The sequence below is a fragment of the Dolichospermum sp. DET69 genome, assembly GCA_017355425.1.
Taxonomy (GTDB): Bacteria; Cyanobacteriota; Cyanobacteriia; order Cyanobacteriales; family Nostocaceae; genus Dolichospermum.
Window position 1 is genome coordinate 2,628,788 of record CP070233.1, and the last position, 17,283, is coordinate 2,646,070.

Annotated in this window: 19 protein-coding genes; 16 read left to right on the forward strand and 3 right to left on the reverse strand. The window is 39.5% G+C overall.

The genetic code is table 11. The features are described from left to right. Positions 1-4 precede the first annotated feature (4 nt). Positions 5-1,633 carry a cyclic peptide export ABC transporter gene (locus tag EZY12_12065; protein QSX70230.1) on the reverse strand — a complete coding sequence of 543 codons (1,629 nt, stop codon included), beginning with the start codon at positions 1,631-1,633 and terminating at the stop codon, positions 5-7. Between the two features lie 99 nt (positions 1,634-1,732). On the opposite strand from EZY12_12065, the gene hpnI reads away from it, so the two are divergent. The 5 genes from hpnI (at position 1,733) to cobA (ending at position 5,855) form a co-directional block, all read left to right on the forward strand. Next, on the forward strand, positions 1,733-2,854 hold the full coding sequence (gene hpnI, locus EZY12_12070; protein QSX70639.1) for a bacteriohopanetetrol glucosamine biosynthesis glycosyltransferase HpnI: 1,122 nt from the start codon (positions 1,733-1,735) through the stop codon (positions 2,852-2,854). Positions 2,855-3,277: 423 nt separating this feature from the next. Beyond that, a complete protein-coding gene (locus EZY12_12075; GenBank protein ID QSX70231.1) occupies positions 3,278-3,697 on the forward strand; it encodes a XisH family protein in 420 nt (139 codons plus the stop codon). Beyond that, a complete protein-coding gene (locus EZY12_12080) occupies positions 3,682-3,987 on the forward strand; it encodes a XisI protein (protein ID QSX70232.1) in 306 nt (101 codons plus the stop codon). Before EZY12_12075 ends, EZY12_12080 begins: the two co-directional genes overlap by 16 nt. 355 nt (positions 3,988-4,342) lie before the next feature. Beyond that, complete coding sequence (locus tag EZY12_12085) at positions 4,343-5,086, forward strand: sirohydrochlorin chelatase (GenBank protein QSX70233.1); 744 nt, start codon at positions 4,343-4,345, stop codon at positions 5,084-5,086. After that, complete coding sequence (gene cobA, locus EZY12_12090; GenBank protein ID QSX70234.1) at positions 5,079-5,855, forward strand: uroporphyrinogen-III C-methyltransferase; 777 nt, start codon at positions 5,079-5,081, stop codon at positions 5,853-5,855. Before EZY12_12085 ends, cobA begins: the two co-directional genes overlap by 8 nt. 297 nt (positions 5,856-6,152) lie before the next feature. Here the strand turns inward: cobA and EZY12_12095 are convergent, their stop codons facing one another. After that, on the reverse strand, positions 6,153-7,187 hold the full coding sequence (locus EZY12_12095) for a response regulator (GenBank protein ID QSX70640.1): 1,035 nt from the start codon (positions 7,185-7,187) through the stop codon (positions 6,153-6,155). A 322-nt stretch (positions 7,188-7,509) separates the two neighbouring features. On the opposite strand from EZY12_12095, the gene EZY12_12100 reads away from it, so the two are divergent. The 11 genes from EZY12_12100 (at position 7,510) to EZY12_12150 (ending at position 16,731) form a co-directional block, all read left to right on the forward strand. Then, a complete protein-coding gene (locus EZY12_12100; protein QSX70641.1) occupies positions 7,510-8,445 on the forward strand; it encodes an RluA family pseudouridine synthase in 936 nt (311 codons plus the stop codon). Positions 8,446-9,064: 619 nt separating this feature from the next. Further along, the gene (locus tag EZY12_12105) at positions 9,065-9,586 is read left to right on the forward strand and encodes a phycocyanin subunit beta (GenBank protein ID QSX70235.1); all 522 of its coding nucleotides are present in this window, start codon (positions 9,065-9,067) and stop codon (positions 9,584-9,586) included. Between the two features lie 103 nt (positions 9,587-9,689). Continuing rightward, the gene (gene cpcA / locus EZY12_12110; protein ID QSX70236.1) at positions 9,690-10,178 is read left to right on the forward strand and encodes a phycocyanin subunit alpha; all 489 of its coding nucleotides are present in this window, start codon (positions 9,690-9,692) and stop codon (positions 10,176-10,178) included. Positions 10,179-10,455: 277 nt separating this feature from the next. After that, positions 10,456-11,316, forward strand: coding sequence for a phycobilisome linker polypeptide (locus EZY12_12115; GenBank protein QSX70237.1), 861 nt, complete (start codon positions 10,456-10,458; stop codon positions 11,314-11,316). A 49-nt stretch (positions 11,317-11,365) separates the two neighbouring features. Further along, positions 11,366-11,605 (forward strand): phycobilisome linker polypeptide, encoded by a 240-nt coding sequence (locus tag EZY12_12120; GenBank protein QSX70238.1) that lies wholly within the window; start codon positions 11,366-11,368, stop codon positions 11,603-11,605. Between the two features lie 16 nt (positions 11,606-11,621). Then, on the forward strand, positions 11,622-12,452 hold the full coding sequence (locus tag EZY12_12125) for a HEAT repeat domain-containing protein (protein ID QSX70239.1): 831 nt from the start codon (positions 11,622-11,624) through the stop codon (positions 12,450-12,452). A 183-nt stretch (positions 12,453-12,635) separates the two neighbouring features. Further along, positions 12,636-13,235, forward strand: coding sequence for a HEAT repeat domain-containing protein (locus EZY12_12130; GenBank protein ID QSX70240.1), 600 nt, complete (start codon positions 12,636-12,638; stop codon positions 13,233-13,235). 37 nt (positions 13,236-13,272) lie between these two features. Then, complete coding sequence (locus EZY12_12135; GenBank protein ID QSX70241.1) at positions 13,273-14,109, forward strand: phycobilisome rod-core linker polypeptide; 837 nt, start codon at positions 13,273-13,275, stop codon at positions 14,107-14,109. Between the two features lie 102 nt (positions 14,110-14,211). Then, entirely contained in the window at positions 14,212-14,955 is a 744-nt protein-coding gene (locus tag EZY12_12140) for a phycobilisome rod-core linker polypeptide (GenBank protein ID QSX70242.1), read from the forward strand. A gap of 140 nt (positions 14,956-15,095) precedes the next feature. Continuing rightward, entirely contained in the window at positions 15,096-15,824 is a 729-nt protein-coding gene (locus tag EZY12_12145; protein ID QSX70243.1) for a phycobilisome rod-core linker polypeptide, read from the forward strand. A 145-nt stretch (positions 15,825-15,969) separates the two neighbouring features. Then, positions 15,970-16,731, forward strand: coding sequence for a phycobilisome rod-core linker polypeptide (locus EZY12_12150; protein QSX70244.1), 762 nt, complete (start codon positions 15,970-15,972; stop codon positions 16,729-16,731). 175 nt (positions 16,732-16,906) lie between these two features. Here EZY12_12150 and EZY12_12155 read toward each other — a convergent pair whose 3' ends face one another. Next, positions 16,907-17,245, reverse strand: a complete 339-nt coding sequence (locus EZY12_12155) for a hypothetical protein (protein ID QSX70245.1) — start codon at positions 17,243-17,245, stop codon at positions 16,907-16,909. Positions 17,246-17,283: the final 38 nt, after the last annotated feature.

Here is a 17,283-nt window from a genome sequence, read left to right on the forward strand (position 1 = left end):
TTTTCTAAGTTTGTGGGAGTTGATCAAATTCAATTTTGCCATAGTCTAGTTTAATAATTCTATCGGCTAAATGAAAATAATGATCATCATGACTAATTACTAAAATTGTTTTTCCCTGGGCTTTCAATTCTGGCAGTAATTGAGTATAGAATATATCTTTGAACAATGGATCTTGATCAGCAGCCCATTCATCAAATAAATAAATTTGCCGATTTTCTAAATATGCTGTTAGTAATGCGAGGCGTTTTCGTTGTCCTTGGGAAAGGGACGTAGTGGAAAGTTGCCCATTTTCGATTTTGACTTTATGATCAAGTTGCAATTTCTCTAAATATTTTTGGGCTTGAATATCTAAGTTATTATTTTCTAATCCTAGTAGTTCTTCAAATAAATAAAAGTCAGAAAATACTACAGAAAAATGTTGACGATACCATTCACGGTTATTTTCTGTAATCAAATTTTCATCTAAGATAATTTCGCCATTTTCAGGAATGTATAAACCAGTAATGAGTTTAGCTAAAGATGATTTACCACTACCGTTACCACCAACAATAAAAACTAATTCTTGGGGATAAAGGGTAAGATTAATTGGACCAAGAATAAAACTACTATCTTCTTTATCTGTGTAATAAGTGTGAGTAACATTTTTGAGTTGTAAACTGTGCCAATTTGTGAGAGCATGAGGCGGTGCAGTAGCAACTTCTGCACGACTGGCTAAAGACAAACCCAAGGATTCGATTTTTTGTAAAGCTACGCTGGCTTTACTAATTAGGGGTAAATTATTGGAAATATTATCCATAGGCAACATTAAATAAGTAAAGGTGAGAATGTAACCAGATAAAGTTTCGGCATCAATGGCAAATAAATGTGGTAAAATGAAGAGAACAAAACCAATGGCAAAGAAAAATACTAATTTCCCCCAACTGGTAGTTGTGGCAAATAAAGTTAAACCTTGAACATTGTGATTTCTAAATCTGCTGGCTGTGGCTTCTAAACGATTAGTTAAGAAAAATTGCCGGCGTTGATAGTGCAGTTTGAGTTCTTTAATTCCTGCTGTAATAGTGCTAAAGTTATTAAATAACGCATCTTGATCTTCACGGGCTAAAGCTAATAATTGTTCTCCTCTATCTAATAACAATTTGCAACTACCAATAGCTAGGATCATTAAAATCACAACCATGATAAATACTAACCAAGATAGCCAAGTTATATATAGTAAACATCCCAACGCCATGGATATATCAATACATAAAAATGGGATGACATAGACAGCATTTGCTACTGCTTGCACATCTTCTGTTAAAGTTGCTAATAAGCGGGAATTTCCTACTTGTTCTAAATGACTTAATTCAGATGCTAATATTTGCCGACTTAACTGCATTCGTAGTTGCAAAACGGCATTTTGAGATAAACGAATTAACATGATTTGGGAAATCACGCCGGTAATTAAGGCCACGGTAACTAAACCGACGAAACCCCAGGCTATAGTTGTCAGAGGTGCAGCATTGCTTTTACTCGCAGCACTACTAATAAGGGCTATTAATCCCGCGCTACTACCACCACTCAAAAAACCTGTGGTAATAGCGATCGCTACCATTGTCCACGAAGAACGTAAAAGAAAGTAAATTAGATTCATTAGTTAGTAGGGGCGCAGGGCCTGCGCCCAGTCATTAGTTAGTAGGGGCGCAGGGACTGCGCCCAGTCATTAGTCATTAGAAAAAATTTTCCTGTGTTTATGTTCATTTTCTGTTTATCAGCCGTTCTATTTTACACCTATGGGGTTTATACAGCGATCGCATTTTTGCGTTCCGCTCCTCCCATAAACCCAGAATTTCATCCCCCTGTCACCATCCTTAAACCGCTGTGTGGTGTGGATAAGGGGACTTACACCAACTTAGCTTCATTTTGTCAACAAGATTATCCACAATATCAAATTATTTTTGGTGTCCGCAGTTCTACAGACCCTAGTATAGAAGTAGTTGAGAAACTAATTCAACAATTTCCAGAAATAGATATTAGTTTAGTAGTGAAAGATCATACTATCGGGGCAAATTTGAAAATCAGCAACTTAGCTAATGCTGTCACCGCTGCCAATCATGCTATTTTATTAATTGCTGATAGTGATATTCGTGTTAGTTCAGACTATTTGCAAACAGTTGTTCAACCATTACAAGATGAAAAAGTTGGCGTTGTTACCTGTTTATATCGTTCCACAGCCGAAGGAATAGCTACTATTTTAGAAGCTATTTGTACAGCCACAGATTTTCAACCTGGTATTTTAGTTAGTACACAATTAGAAGGAATAAAATTTGCTTTAGGTTCAACCATTGTTATTCGCAAAACTACATTAACAAAAATTGGCGGTTTTGTAGCCGTAGCTGATTATTTAGCAGATGACTATCAACTCGGATATTTACCAACCCTAGCAGGTGAGAAAGTAGTATTATCTAACTATATTGTAGAACACGGATTAGGACACAGTAGTTTATTAGATTCTATCAATCGCCAAATCCGTTGGGCGCGTTGTATTCGTGTTTCTCGTCCTTGGGGTTACACGGGATTAATATTTACTTTCGGCACAGTTTCTAGTTTAATATTATTAATAACTAGCAGTGGTTCTATTTTTTCTTGCTTAGTTTTCTCCATAACTTTACTCATGCGCTTGATCATGGCTTGGGTAATAGGAATAAAAGTCCTTAATGATGCAGTTACTCAAAAATTCTTTTGGCTGATTCCTGTTGCGGATATAGTTAGATTTATAATTTGGTGTTGTGGGTTCGTGGGTAATACTATTGAATGGCGAGGGACAAAATTTAAATTGGTGAAAGATGGTAAATTGGAAATAATCAAAAGTTAAGAATATTTTTTTAATGGGAAGTCTCTAACGTAAAACCATAACCCAACTGGGAATGAATTCTCAGTCTCATAGCAGAAGTCATCTGAAGATGACTAAGAAGATGTTTGAAAAGTTTTTAATGTATAAATAAACCCCTCTCCAAACCTCTCCAGTATTAAATGTTATTCCTTTTCCCTCTCCTCGGGGAGAGTCTTTGAAACCCCCCTTCCAGCTAAAAAAAGTTTTTTCCTTTTCCCTCTCCTTTTAGGAGAATTCCACAGGAGTTAAACTCACAACTTCAGCTATGGAAGAACTGGAAACACAGATTCACCGCCTTCCTGATCTCAAAAAATGGGTTGTGGAAATTTTTGCTAACCCAGCATAGTTATTGGATCATATTTTTTGTGGAGTCCTCTAAATTTGATAACATTATAGGAAAGAATAATGTCTAGAAGAGATGATTTACATTTTCCTTTACGCCGTACCCTTGAAAAAGATGGATGGATAATTACCAGTGATACCTTAATCTTAGTGCTTGGACAAACACTCTTAAAAGCTGATTTAGGAGCAGAAAAACTATTCACAGCCGAAAAAGAAGGACGTAAAATAGCTGTTGAGATCAAAGATTTTGATGCTTCTTCGGTAATCAGTGAACTGGAGAAAACAATGGGACAACTTCAACTTTACCAATGGGCATTAGAAGGACAAGAACCAGAGCGTCAATTGTTTTTGGCTATAAGTCAAGCAGTATATATCAAACATTTTCAAAAGCCAATCTTCCAAATTGCCATCCAGCGCAGTAAAATTAATTTATTAATCTATGCTCCAGAGCAGGAGGTAATTATCCAATGGATAACTCACTAAATTATGCAGAAATAATCAAAAAAACAGTGAATGCTGCCACCATTGATCAACCTAGTATTCAAGCAATTAAACTCTATCCAGTTTGTGACGTTGAATCTGGTAACTTTGTTGTTCTTGCTACAGGCTTTGATAAACAACAATGGATGGATAATGTAATATTTCATGCCAGACTCATCGAAAAAGATAACTGCGATCGCCAAATTATCATCGAAGAAGACAACTTTGAGGAAGGATTAGTTGATACACTCATCGAAGCAGGAATCAAAAAAGAGGATATCGTTATCAGTTAACAACAAGCGAGGAAAGAAAGTTTTGCGCGGCTTCAGGAAACATCAAAGAGATTAAGAGAGGGTGAGACTACGTTTATACAATAACAATTGGGCATTTTTTTATTTGGAATGCTCTAACACTATAGAACGCAAAAGATAAATTCTCTGATCTTTTTAACCCACCTTTGCTAAAAAGAAACTCTATGCGGTTAAAACCCGCTCGTGTCGCTTATATCTCAGCGGCTTTAGCCACTGAGCTTTACGCTTACCGGATATTCCTGTCACAAGAATGAATTTTGAACAAAGTCAGAGTATAGAGCAAATTGTGATTTAATTTTTACAGTCCCCGCTGCGGCTTTTGTTTGATTTTCTTAATATGCAACTTACCAACATTACAGCTTATCTTTTAGTATCTCATGGGAGTCGTGATCCGCGTCCAGATGTATCTATGCAGCAATTAGCCAGGCTGTTAAGTGAGATATTACCCCAAGGGAAAAATTTCCTAGGTATTGCTACCTTAGAAGCAAATATCCAACCTTTACATCTGCAAATTCAAGATTTTGCCGATCGCGTTCAGGCTTTTGGCTGTAAAATGGTGCAAATTATCCCCCTATTTTTGTTACCGGGATTTCATGTTATGACTGATATCCCCGCCGAAATCACCCTTGCAGAACAGGCTATCAGTGAAGGAATGACAATAGAATTGCGTCCTTATATTGGCAGTTATCCTGGATTAGAAAGGTTTTTTGCGAAGATGATGATGACAGTAAAATCGGATATATCAATTATTTTGGCTCATGGTAGCCGTCGGGCTGATTCTCATACCCCTGTGGAAAATATAGCAGCTAGTGTGAACGCAGTTACCGCTTATTGGTCTGTACCTCCTAGTTTAGAAGTAAGAGTACAGGAATTAATCGCCGCTGGTTATGGACAAATTGCGATTTTCCCATACTTTTTATTTACAGGTGGCATAACTGATGCGATCGCTTTGGCAGTAGAAACGCTAAAATTACAATTTCCATCAGTAAGTTTTCAACTCGCACCACCTTTAGGAACAAGTCCAGAATTTGCTAATTTACTGTGGGATTTAATTAAAGAAGAGGAAAAAGTTGTTGGGTAAAGTTTATTTAGTCGGTGCAGGTCCTGGAGATCCTGGACTCATGACTCTCAAAGGAAAAGGTTTATTAGCTTGTGCAGATGTTGTTATCTATGATGCTTTGGTGAGTCCAGAAGTTCTGGAAATGATTAATCCCGAAGCCGAACAAATCAACGCGGGTAAACGCATGGGTAGACATTCCTTATTACAGGAAGTCACTACTCAATTACTAATTGAGAAAGCGGAAAATCATGCTATTGTTATCAGGCTTAAAGGTGGTGATCCTTTTATCTTTGGTCGTGGTGGGGAAGAAATGGCGGAATTGGTAGCCGCAGGTATTCCCGTCGAAGTTGTCCCAGGAATTACATCAGGAATTGCCGCAGCGGCCTATGCTGGTATTCCTTTAACTCATCGTCTTTATAGTTCTTCCGTAACTTTTGTCACTGGACATGAATCTGCTGGTAAGTATAAACCCCAGGTAAATTGGCAAGCGATCGCTCACGGTTCAGAAACTATTGTAATTTATATGGGTATTCACAATTTACCCTACATTGTTGAACAGTTTACTCTAGCTGGGTTGAGTTTAGATACACCCATTGCCTTAGTCCGCTGGGGAACTCGGCCAGAACAAGAAGAATTAATTGGTGAATTGGGAACAATTATCAAACAAGTAGAAGAAAAAGGATTTCTTGCACCAGCGATAGCCGTAATTGGTGCAGTCGTTAAATTACACGATATATTATCTGGTTCTCGGATAGAACAGACATCTGGTGGGAATGAATGTATCCCGTAGGGTGCATTAGCGCCAGCCTAATGCACCATTTATCAATATTAGGATGCGTTACGGCTATGCCTAATGCACCCTATTGGTGGGAATGAATGTATCCCGTAGGGTGCATTAGCGCCAGCCTAACGCACCATTTATCAATATTACAGCAAATTGTCATCAAACCTGGAACAAGAACCCCACCCCCAACCCCCTCCCCGCAAGCGATGAGGGGGCTAAGATGTACCTTATATGATTGGAAATCGCTGTAGGATGCGTTACGGCTATGCCTAACGCACGCTACAAATACTGCCCAAAGTCAGATTACACAATATGTTGAAAAATAATTTTCAGCAAATCTCCCTGAGAAAAAGGTTTTTCTAAATAGCCATTAGCTCTCACAAACTTGGCTTTTGCTCTATCTCTCAATCCCATTCTTTCTGTCATCAAAATTACAGGAATATTTTGATAATGTGTGTGCTTCCGTAATAAAGAACAGATTTCAAACCCATCTAAATTTGGCATTTCTATATTTAGTAAAATAATATCAGGTTGCACGCGCAGAATTTCCATTAAAGCTTGGGAAGAATCCATAAATTTAATCACGGAAAATATTTGCTCATCTAAAAAATCTTCCACAGCATTTAATATGCTATAATCATCGTCTACACCCAAAATACTGTATTTCTTTCTCTCTCTAACTTGAGGGTTATTCGGCTGATTTATATTTGGTTCAGAATCAACTTGATCAGCATTACTTCTGGGTAATTGTTCCTGATGTTTTTGATGTGACTGATGATTATTTTCAAAATTCAAATTTTCCTGAATATCAATCTTTACCCCTGATTGACATTTTTCCACTAGAGTTCTTAAATTCAAATGACAAAATTTAGGGAGATCATCTAAAAAAGTATTAGGAACAAATTCATAACTGCCATATTCTAAATTCAGTAATGATTGTAAAACTTCCAGTGCTAATTGCTCAATTAGTAAAGCAGCCTGAAAATGACTAATATATTTTTGATTAACTAACCAACAAATTGCTAAATAATCTGGATTTGGGATTGACTGATTTTCAATATCCTGTTCAAAAATCATCCGTACCTGTTCATTGATACCCATAGGAAGAGTAGAAATTTGCTGACTCAATTGCTGTAAGTTCCGGTAAAGAGGTTCAAACGTTTCCTCAGAGTAACCAGCGTAAATTAGCTTACCCTGATCCATATATATTGACCATGCACCCGACTCACTAAATACTTGGAAACAACCAGTAAAAGAATTATTAGTAATCTTCTTTAATAAATTAATTGGTTGTATTTTTTGAAAAAATCTATATCTACTAATAGGAATTGTATTCATATGCTGAGATTGATCATTAGAATTTTCTCTCATAATCAGTTAATTACTGGATTTTATAAACGGTTTAAATTCTGATTCTGGAAGGCTTAACTTTTAGGTTACTATAGATTTTTTACAAGAAATAAAAAAGTATGTTAAACCGATTGTAAAAAAATGAAGTAGACAGATTTTCCCAAAAAGTCTCTAAGAGGGGAATTAGAGTCAAAGTCCCCCTTTTTAAGGGGGATTTAGGGGGATCTGAAAATATATGATCCACCATAAGAGACTTTTAAAACATCCTCTAGTTTTTCATCTCAATGTTTCTTAAATTACCCAATACTTAATCGTGTCTGCAATTAATATCCAAGTTCCAGAAAATAGCGATCGCCTAGATCGCTATTTATCCCAAGAGTTATCAGATTTATCCCGTGCGCGCATCCAGCAATTAATCCAACAGGGCTGTGTTCAAGTCAATGATACAGTTTGTACATCTAAGAAGATTAATCTGAAAACAGGCGATCGCATTATCCTAGAAATTCCCGCAATTCAACCTTTAGCACTAATCGCAGAAGATATTGCCCTAGATATTCTTTATGAAGACGACGAGTTAATCATTCTCAATAAACCCGCTGGTTTAGTAGTCCACCCCGCACCAGGACATCCGGATGGAACTTTAGTTAATGCTTTATTAGCACACTGTCCCAATTTACCGGGAATAGGTGGGGTTCAACGTCCGGGAATTGTCCACCGTTTAGACAAAGATACAACGGGAGCCATTGTTATTGCCAAAACAGACCGAGCCTATCAACACTTGCAAGCACAAATACAAGCAAAAACCGCTAGAAGAGAATATTTAGGCTTAATTTACGGTGTCCCCAAAATGGAAACTGGGAGCATAAACTTACCCATTGGTCGGAATTCCCAAGACCGCAAAAAAATGGACATTGTTTCTGTAGAAGAGGGTGGACGCGCTGCAATTACTCATTGGCAAGTAAAAGAGAGATTTGGCAACTATACATTAATGCACTTCCAATTAGAAACAGGTCGTACCCATCAAATTCGTGTCCACAGTGCCAAAATCGGTCATCCCATCGTCGGCGACCCCATTTATAGTTCTGCTCATTCCGTCGGCGTAAATTTGCCAGGACAAGCATTACACGCTTGGAAACTCCAGTTACAACATCCCGTCTCTGGTGACTTAGTAGAAGTGACCGCTCCTCTTCCCCGCAGCTTGACAACTTTACTGGAAGTATTGCGCCGTCGAAGTGGTATTTATTAAGAATTTCTGAAAAAATAGCGATTTACTCTCAATTTGTGAATATAGGCCTTTGAGTATTTATATCCCCCCAGGGGGGAAAAAAAATAGAACATTTTTCAAATATCTAGAAATGTAAACTTAACATTTCTTAACAAAATTCAGCTAAATCATAGACAAGACAACACGGCTGTAATCCTTTTATAGTCAGAATTTTCCAGAAAATTAAAACAATCTTTAGTTACCTAATATTGCGGTTTCTTTCAAAAAATGTAAAGTTGTGTAACACAAATATCAAATTTTTCTCAGCTATATGCCTTGTATATAATGAGTTTGAGGCTTCTTTTGGGTGATCATTTGATCTATTCATAATTTGTAACAAATAAAGGCTCTATGGCATTGTATAAACATAAACTGTAGGGGTTAAACAACAGAAGAAAGTTGAAAAAGCAGGCAATTCATTAAGTTTGCCGGTTTCTCATAAAATTCCCCTCTGACTCTCATAATTTCTGGTTTGAAAACTGTAGACTAGTAAATGAGAGAATAAATTGAGAAACGCTTTGATTTGACTCTGTTGCAAATCAATCCGAATTAGTTTTAATTTAGAGATCTCTCAACTAAGTAATTTAGGAGATTAGAATCCATGACATTAGATGTATTTTCCAAAGTTGTTTCCCAAGCTGACGCTAGAGGCGAATTCCTCAGCACCGAACAACTAGATGCTTTAACCGCAGTTGTAGCTTCCGGCAACAAGCGTTTAGATGCTGTTAACCGCATTACAAGTAACGCTTCCGCTATCGTTACCAACGCTGCTCGTTCTTTGTTTGCAGAACAACCAAACTTGATCGCTCCTGGTGGAAACGCTTACACCAACCGTCGGATGGCTGCTTGCTTACGCGACATGGAAATCATCCTCCGCTATGTAACCTACGCAGCGATCGCTGGTGATGCTAGTGTTCTTGATGACCGTTGCTTAAATGGTTTGCGCGAAACATACCAAGCTTTGGGTACTCCTGGTAGTTCCGTAGCAGTTGGTGTTGGCAAAATGAAAGAAGCAGCAATCGGTATCGTTAACGATCCTAACGGTATCACCAAAGGTGATTGCAGTTCTTTGGTTTCTGAAATTGCCAGCTACTTCGACCGCGCTGCGGCTGCTGTTGCCTAACAATTCGTGACAAATTAGCTCGAATCTCAATTGAGCTTTTCCCATAGCCTGCGTGGCGTAGCCATACAAAACAAGCAAGAAACTATCTAGGAGATTTTCACCAATGAAAACACCAATTACCGAAGCAATCGCATCTGCTGATACCCAAGGACGCTTTTTAAGCAACACCGAATTACAAGCAGTTAATGGTCGTCTAGTTCGTGCCGCTGCCAGCATGGAAGCTGCTCGTGGTTTGACAGCTAACGCTCAAAAATTAATTGATGGTGCTACCAGCGCCGTATACAGCAAATTCCCTTACACAACCTCCACACCAGGCAATCAATTTGCATCTGATGCTCGTGGTAAATCCAAGTGCGCTCGTGACGTTGGTCACTACCTACGCATCATTACCTATAGCCTAGTTGCTGGTGGAACAGGTCCTTTGGACGAGTTCTTGATTGCTGGTTTGACTGAAATCAACGGCGCGTTTGATTTGTCTCCTAGCTGGTACGTAGAAGCTTTGAAATCTATCAAAGCTAGTCATGGTTTGAGCGGTCAAGCTGCTAACGAAGCTAACACCTACATTGACTACGCAATCAACGCTCTTAGCTAGATAGCGTCATGCCCGGAGAGGGATACAATTGTTAGATGGAGTTACCCCTCAAGGGGTTCGCCAGTCGTTCATGGGGAGTCACTGCGTAAGTTGGAAAATATTCCGACGGGAAATTAAGTGGCGTTAAAATCTCCAAGATCACTCTGGTTCACCTAGCAATTGGATCTGGCTCCGGGCATCGTTTTATCTCCAGATAACTAAAGTTGTTAATCAGAGCGTGAAAATCACTTTTTCAGGTGGTTTTGGATGGAAATGAAAACAATAAAGGGGAAAAAACATGGCAATTACAGCAGCAGCATCCAGACTAGGCACAGAGCCTTTTAGTGACGCCCGCAGAGTTGAACTGCGCCCTAACCCCAGCCGCGAAGAAGTCGAAGCGGTAATTCGTGCTGTTTATCGGCACGTTTTGGGAAATGACTATATATTGGCATCAGATCGCCTGATTAGTGCAGAATCACTTCTGCGCGATGGCAATCTAAGCGTGCGGGAGTTTGTTCGCAGCGTTGCTAAATCAGAACTCTACAAAGCTAAATTCTTCTACAACAGTTTCCAAACTCGGTTAATTGAACTCAACTATAAACATTTGTTGGGTCGCGCACCATACAATGAGTCTGAAGTAACTTATCACTTAGACTTATATATTAACCAAGGTTACGAAGCAGAAATTGACTCCTACATTGATTCTGAAGAATATCAAAACAGCTTTGGTGACAATGTAGTTCCTTACTATCGCGGTTTTGATTCGCAAACAGGACAAAGTACAGCCGGTTTTACCCGGATGTTCCGTTTATATCGTGGTTATGCTAACAGCGATACTGCTCAAGTCGAAGGTGATAAATCTCGTTTAGCGCGGGAATTAGCTAGTAATAAAACTTCCTCAGTTGTTGGAGCATCTGGTAGTAACGATAATTGGGGTTTCCGTGTATCTGCGGATAACGCTCCTAAGCAAAATCTAGGTAATGCTGTAGGAGAATCAAATCGCACTTATCGAGTTGAAGTTACAGGTATTCGCAATCCAGGATACCCTAGCGTCCGCCGTAGTAGCACAGTATTTATTGTCCCTTACGAGCGCCTTTCTGAAAAAATTCAGCAAATTAACCGAGTTGGTGGCAAAATTGTCAGCGTAATTTCCACGTAAGATCCGGTGCTGTTCACCGACAAAACTCATCATAGGAGATATAGAAGTAATGTTCGGTCAAACCACACTTGGTGCTGGTAGTGTTTCTTCATCTGCAAGCCGCATATTTCGTTACGAAGTTGTCGGCTTAACACAGAACCAAGAAACCGACAAAAATAAATTCGACATTCGCCGCAGCGGTAGCATATTTATTAACGTCCCCTATAAGCGGATGAATGAAGAAATGCGCCGGATTACCCGTCTAGGTGGCAGAATCGTCAAAATTGAACCTTTGACTGTAGCAGAATAAGCATAACGCCCTGGCAATGATAGAAACCAGTGGAGAAGAATATTCTGTAGAGAATGCACCAAATCTGACACCAGAGATAGCGATCGCTAACCTGCAATCATCAGATTTAAGTCTCCGCTATTATGCTGCTTGGTGGTTGGGTAAGTTCCGGATCAGTCAGCCAGAAGCCATTGACGCACTCATTGCAGCGTTAGAGGATGAAGCCGACAGAACAGAACTAGGTGGTTATCCCTTACGGCGTAATGCCGCGAGGGCGCTTGGTAAATTAGGCAACTTAAAAGCCGGACCAGGTTTAATTAAGTGTTTAGAATGTGCTGATTTTTATGTCCGCGAAGCAGCAGCCCAATCTCTAGCTATGCTCCGGGATAGAACAGCATTACCAGCCCTGATTAAACTGCTAGATGGGGGAGTTGCCAATGCCGTCCAAGTCCCTGGTTTTCCCCACCTTGCCCAACCCTATACAGCAGTATTAGAAGCCTTGGGAGCTATGGGTGCAACTGAAACTATTTCCCTTGTTCAGCCTTTTCTCCAGCATTCAGTTCCTCGATTGCAATGCTCCGCAGCGAGAGCCATGTACCAACTGACACAAGACTCTACTTATGGTGAGTTATTAGTGACAACCTTGGCAACAGGTGATTTGAAAATGCGTCGCGTTGTGTTAGGAGACTTGGGAGCAATTGGGTATTTAGGCGCAGCCGAAGCGATCGCCTTTGCACAAGTAGAAAATAGCTTTAAACTTATTGCTTTGAAAGGATTATTAGAGTATCAACTGCCAAAACAGTCTGATACTTTTGGTATATCTGAACAAGCTATCCGAGTAATGAATCTCATGGATTCGCTTTTGTAGTCATTAGTCATTAGTCATTAGTCATTAGTCATTAGTTATTAGTCATTAGTCATTAGTCATTAGTTATTAGTCATTTGTAAAACTACTGACAACTGACAACTGACAACTGACAACTGACCACTGACAACTGACAACTGACAACTGACAACTGACAACTGACAACTGACCACTGACAACGGAAAAATGGATGAACTAATTCGGGCTATTACCGTAGCAGAAACACCTTCCCAAATGGTGACAGCGGTGAAAAATCTGGCAGCAGTCACAGATCCATTGGCAATTCCCACCTTAATTGCCGTCTTTGGTTATAACAATCCAGAAGCGGCGATAGTGGCAGTAGCAGGATTGACGGAGTTGGGAGAAATAGCAGTTCCACAATTGCTAGACCAAATTGATGATTATAACTATGGCGCCCGGTCTTATTCAATTCGCACACTAGCTGCGATCGCAGATCCCCGGGCTTTGGATATTCTCATCACTACTACATTGACTGACTTTGCCCCCAGTGTTCGCCGTGCTGCTGCCAAGGGACTAGGAAAATTACAATGGCACAAATTAGAAATTTCTGAAGCTGAAATAGCTATTAACCAGGCCTTAGAAACACTTCTGTTTATCTGCGAAGATACAGATTGGTCAATTCGTTATGCTGCTATTGTTGGGTTACAAGCCTTAGCAAAAATAGCGATTGTGCAAGCGTCTATTTCGGCTAAATTTAAATTAATACTGACTAACGACACAGAAAAAGCAGTTCGCGCTCGCGTTCAGTTGGCCTTAGGTCAGTAAACTGATTTATATACCATATAACAAGGTAAAAGTAAAGATGTCAATACCACTACTAGAATATGCGCCCAAAACGCAAAACCAGCGAGTAGAAGGTTATGAAGTTCCTAACGAAGACACTCCCACCATTTATCGTTTAGATCGTGCTACCTCAGATCAAGATATTGATAGCACCATTTGGGCTGCATACCGACAAATTTTCAGCGAACATCTGATTTTAGCCAGCTATAAGCAAAGCGCTTTAGAATCACAACTGCGAAATCGGGCGATTACCCTGCGTGATTTTATCCGCGGTTTAGGTAAATCAGAAGTTTACCGGACCCAAGTAGCGGATACAAACACCAATTATCGTTTAGTTGACATCACCTTAAAAAGGTTCTTAGGCCGGGCTGCTTACAACAAAGCGGAAGAAATCGCTTGGTCAATTGTCATTGCTACCAAAGGTTTGCACGGTTTTATAGATGCTTTGTTAGCATCAGATGAGTATATAGATAACTTTGGTGATGACATTGTCCCCTTCCAACGTCGTCGTTTTGGCGATCGCCCATTTAACCTAGTTAACCCCCGTTATGGTGCTGACTGGCGCGATACTCAAAACATTCGTGGTATAGCTGGTAGTTCCTACTACAGCATCCGCACATCAGGACAACTGACCACAGCCGATATCCGTCGGGCAATTCCGGGCAACTTCTTCGTTATGGCTGGATCAATTATTCCCAACGAAGTTAACTACCAACGCAGTTTAGCTACCGCCCAATCTTACGTTAGTAACACAGAAATCCCTGATACTAGCAAAGATAGTGTCGAACAACCCACCATTAAACCTGTAGCAGTTTCCTTACCTTATCGTTACATTCCTGCTAACGCCAAAAATTAGTTATTAGTCATTAGTCATTGGTCATGGGTCATTAGTAAGAACAACTGACAACTGACAACTAACAACTAACAACTGACAACTAACAACTGACAACTAATAAACATGACAATACCTTTACTAGAATATAAACCCAGTTCTCAAAACCAGCGTGTTGCTGGTTATGAAGTTCCTAACGAAGATACACCGACAATTTACCGCATTGAAGATTATGCCTCTGGTGGAGAAGTAGAAGGATTGATTTGGGCGGCTTATCGGCAACTTTTCAGCGAACACGTAATTCTCAAATTTTACCGCCAAGTTCATTTAGAATCCCAGGTAAAAAACAAAGCCATTACCGTTCGTGATTTCATTCGGGGTTTAGCTAAATCTGAAGCTTTCCAAAGTTTGGTAATTCAGAGTAATTCCAACTACAGATTAGTAGAAATCGGACTAAAACGGTTATTAGGTCGCGCACCTTACAACAAAGAAGAAGAAATCGCTTGGTCAATTGTGATTGCTACTAAAGGTTGGGGTGGTTTTGTTGATACGTTGCTAGGTTCTGAAGAATATCAAAGCAACTTTGGCGAAAATATCGTTCCTTACCAAAGACGACGTTATAAAGATAGACCCTTTAATTTGGTAACACCACGATACAGCGACTACTGGCGCGACCAACTAGAAGAAACTCGTTATAAATGGGGCGACATCAAAAACTTTTTGGATATGGCAAATTCCATTAAGATTAAAACAGTGACCTACACACCAGTTAGCACTGCCAATATCCAAATTCCTAACACTACAAGGGAAACTACATCAACAGGTATTCCTGTTTCTATTAGTCCTAGTGCTGGGTTTCCTGGACGCTAAATAGTTTTTTAACTAGCTGGGGAATTTCGGTGGCAAAAGTAACAAAGTTTGGATTTTTTTAAGGATTTTAATTCTAGTTAGTTTGCTAAATATTACGACATTTTAAGAGGCCAAATTTACCAAAAGGCAGGTTCTTTAAAATGGCAATTCCTTTACTTGAATACAAACCTACAACTCAAAACCAACGAGTTAGCAGCTTTGGTACAGCAGATATTAACGAAGACAATCCTTATATCTACCGCATTGAAAATGCCAACTCTCCCAGCGAAATTGATCAACTAATTTGGGCAGCCTATCGCCAAATTTTCAACGAACAGGAGATCCTCAAATTTAACCGCCAAATTACCTTAGAAACTCAACTCAAAAATAGGTCAATTACGGTTAAAGACTTCATTCGCGGTTTGGCCAAATCAGAGCGATTTTATCAGCTAGTTGTGACACCTAATAACAACTGTCGGTTGGTAGAAATGTTCCTAAAAAGGATCTTGGGTCGTTCTCCCTACAATGAGCAAGAAAAAATTGCCTGGTCAATTCAAATTGCTACTCTGGGCTGGGGAAAATTTGTGGATGTTCTAATTGATAGTAGCGAGTATGAACAAGCATTTGGCGAGCATACCGTACCCTATCAACGCAAACGCATGACCACAGACCGACCTATCAGCTTTACCCCTCGTTATGGTGCTGATTACCGTGACCGAGCAGGTATTGTCCAAAAAGGTCGGTATATTAATCAATGGAATGGGTTTTTCTATCCAGGCTCAGGGCAAAATGTTGATTGGGGGGCGTTATCTGCTGTATTACTGGTAATAACCGCAGGCATCACTTTCTTATTTATCCTCAATTGGTTAGGAATTAGTAATATTTACTAACCTGCTGGGAAGACAATCAGGCAATACTTTTCGGTTAAGGGGAAAAGGGTAAGGGGTAAGAAGAATATTCCCTATTCCCTATTCCCTATTCCCTATTCCCTATTTCATCTTTAGTTTAATTTGATCATAAAAGGAGAAAAATAATATGGCATTGCCATTACTTCAATACAATCCCAGCAGTCAAAATCACCGAGTGGGCAGCTTTGGCGTTGCTGACCAAAATGAAGATACACCTTATATCTATCGGATTGAAGATGTTAGTTCTTACACTGACATGACCAACATCATTTGGGCTGCTTATCGCCAAGTTTTCAGCGAACATGAAATTCTCAAATTTAACCGGCAAGGAACTTTAGAATCTCAACTTAAAAACGGTTCTTTGTCAGTTCGTGACTTTATCCGGGGTTTAGCTAAATCTGAAGCTTTCTATCGTTTAGTTGTCTCTGTTAACAACAACTACCGTTTGGTAGATATCACCCTCAAACGTTTATTGGGTCGTTGTGCTTACAATAAAAAAGAAGAAATTGCTTGGTCAATTGTCATTGGTACAAAAGGCTTTAGTGGTTTTGTTGATGCTTTAATTGACAGCGAAGAGTATAACCAAAACTTTGGTGAAAATACTGTTCCTTACCAACGTAAGCGGTTTGTAGATCGTCCCTTTAACTTGGTAACACCTCGTTATGGTTCAGACTTCCAAGAAACAGCCGGTACAGTCAAAACCGACTGGCGCTTTACCTTGGAAAACTTCTACAGTGCTAAAGCTAAAGAAAAGCGCATGGCAGAAGGAGATCCTCGCAAGTTTGCAGCTATGGCAGCTTCTGTCTCTGGTAAAGGTAACTACGCTCAAAAGTTATCTTCTTTTGACATTGATTACTTAAATGCTGTTCCTTATCGTGGTAGACGCTAGTACCGCAGGGCGGAATTAAAAGTTAATAATTAAAAATTAAAAAAGCAGATATTACCAGCTTTTTAGTTATTTTTAATAGTTAGTTCACTTCCGCTTTTGTGTCCTAAGTTTACCAAAAAATTTTCAATTTATAGGGTGTGTTAGGAAGATAATTCTTGACGCACCCTAAAATTTTCTATAACTCAATTAACTTAAAGCCCCAAATTTTGAGAACTGTGGTGGCTATTTCTGGATCTATGCCATCATAGGCTTCCCATTCAGACTGCGGATCTTTAGGATGCCCCTCACCGACATGACCTGCAATTTTTATGACTGGAATATTCACTAAGTAATCACGTTCCATTCCTTTAGGGAGTGCTAGTTGAATTCTGCGGCCTACAAACTTTGATGCGCTGGATTCAGCCACAGATTCACGAACTAAACAAATATCACCAGCAGTCCCCCAAGTAGTTTGGTAGATGTGGAGAAATGATATATAACTTTCTGGCTTGATGGATCTTTTGAGAACTTGCATTATCTAATCCTTATTTATCCTTTTTTCCACAATTTCAT

Coding starts and splice junctions, on each gene's coding strand:
- EZY12_12065 (QSX70230.1), bottom strand. CDS start 1,633: ATGAATCTAATTTACTTTCTTTTACGTTCTTCGTGGACAATGGTAGCG.
- hpnI (QSX70639.1), top strand. CDS start 1,733: ATGTTCATTTTCTGTTTATCAGCCGTTCTATTTTACACCTATGGGGTT.
- EZY12_12075 (QSX70231.1), top strand. CDS start 3,278: ATGTCTAGAAGAGATGATTTACATTTTCCTTTACGCCGTACCCTTGAA.
- EZY12_12080 (QSX70232.1), top strand. CDS start 3,682: ATGGATAACTCACTAAATTATGCAGAAATAATCAAAAAAACAGTGAAT.
- EZY12_12085 (QSX70233.1), top strand. CDS start 4,343: ATGCAACTTACCAACATTACAGCTTATCTTTTAGTATCTCATGGGAGT.
- EZY12_12095 (QSX70640.1), bottom strand. CDS start 7,187: ATGAATACAATTCCTATTAGTAGATATAGATTTTTTCAAAAAATACAA.
- EZY12_12105 (QSX70235.1), top strand. CDS start 9,065: ATGACATTAGATGTATTTTCCAAAGTTGTTTCCCAAGCTGACGCTAGA.
- cpcA (QSX70236.1), top strand. CDS start 9,690: ATGAAAACACCAATTACCGAAGCAATCGCATCTGCTGATACCCAAGGA.
- EZY12_12115 (QSX70237.1), top strand. CDS start 10,456: ATGGCAATTACAGCAGCAGCATCCAGACTAGGCACAGAGCCTTTTAGT.
- EZY12_12120 (QSX70238.1), top strand. CDS start 11,366: ATGTTCGGTCAAACCACACTTGGTGCTGGTAGTGTTTCTTCATCTGCA.
- EZY12_12125 (QSX70239.1), top strand. CDS start 11,622: ATGATAGAAACCAGTGGAGAAGAATATTCTGTAGAGAATGCACCAAAT.
- EZY12_12130 (QSX70240.1), top strand. CDS start 12,636: ATGGATGAACTAATTCGGGCTATTACCGTAGCAGAAACACCTTCCCAA.
- EZY12_12135 (QSX70241.1), top strand. CDS start 13,273: ATGTCAATACCACTACTAGAATATGCGCCCAAAACGCAAAACCAGCGA.
- EZY12_12140 (QSX70242.1), top strand. CDS start 14,212: ATGACAATACCTTTACTAGAATATAAACCCAGTTCTCAAAACCAGCGT.
- EZY12_12145 (QSX70243.1), top strand. CDS start 15,096: ATGGCAATTCCTTTACTTGAATACAAACCTACAACTCAAAACCAACGA.
- EZY12_12150 (QSX70244.1), top strand. CDS start 15,970: ATGGCATTGCCATTACTTCAATACAATCCCAGCAGTCAAAATCACCGA.
- EZY12_12155 (QSX70245.1), bottom strand. CDS start 17,245: ATGCAAGTTCTCAAAAGATCCATCAAGCCAGAAAGTTATATATCATTT.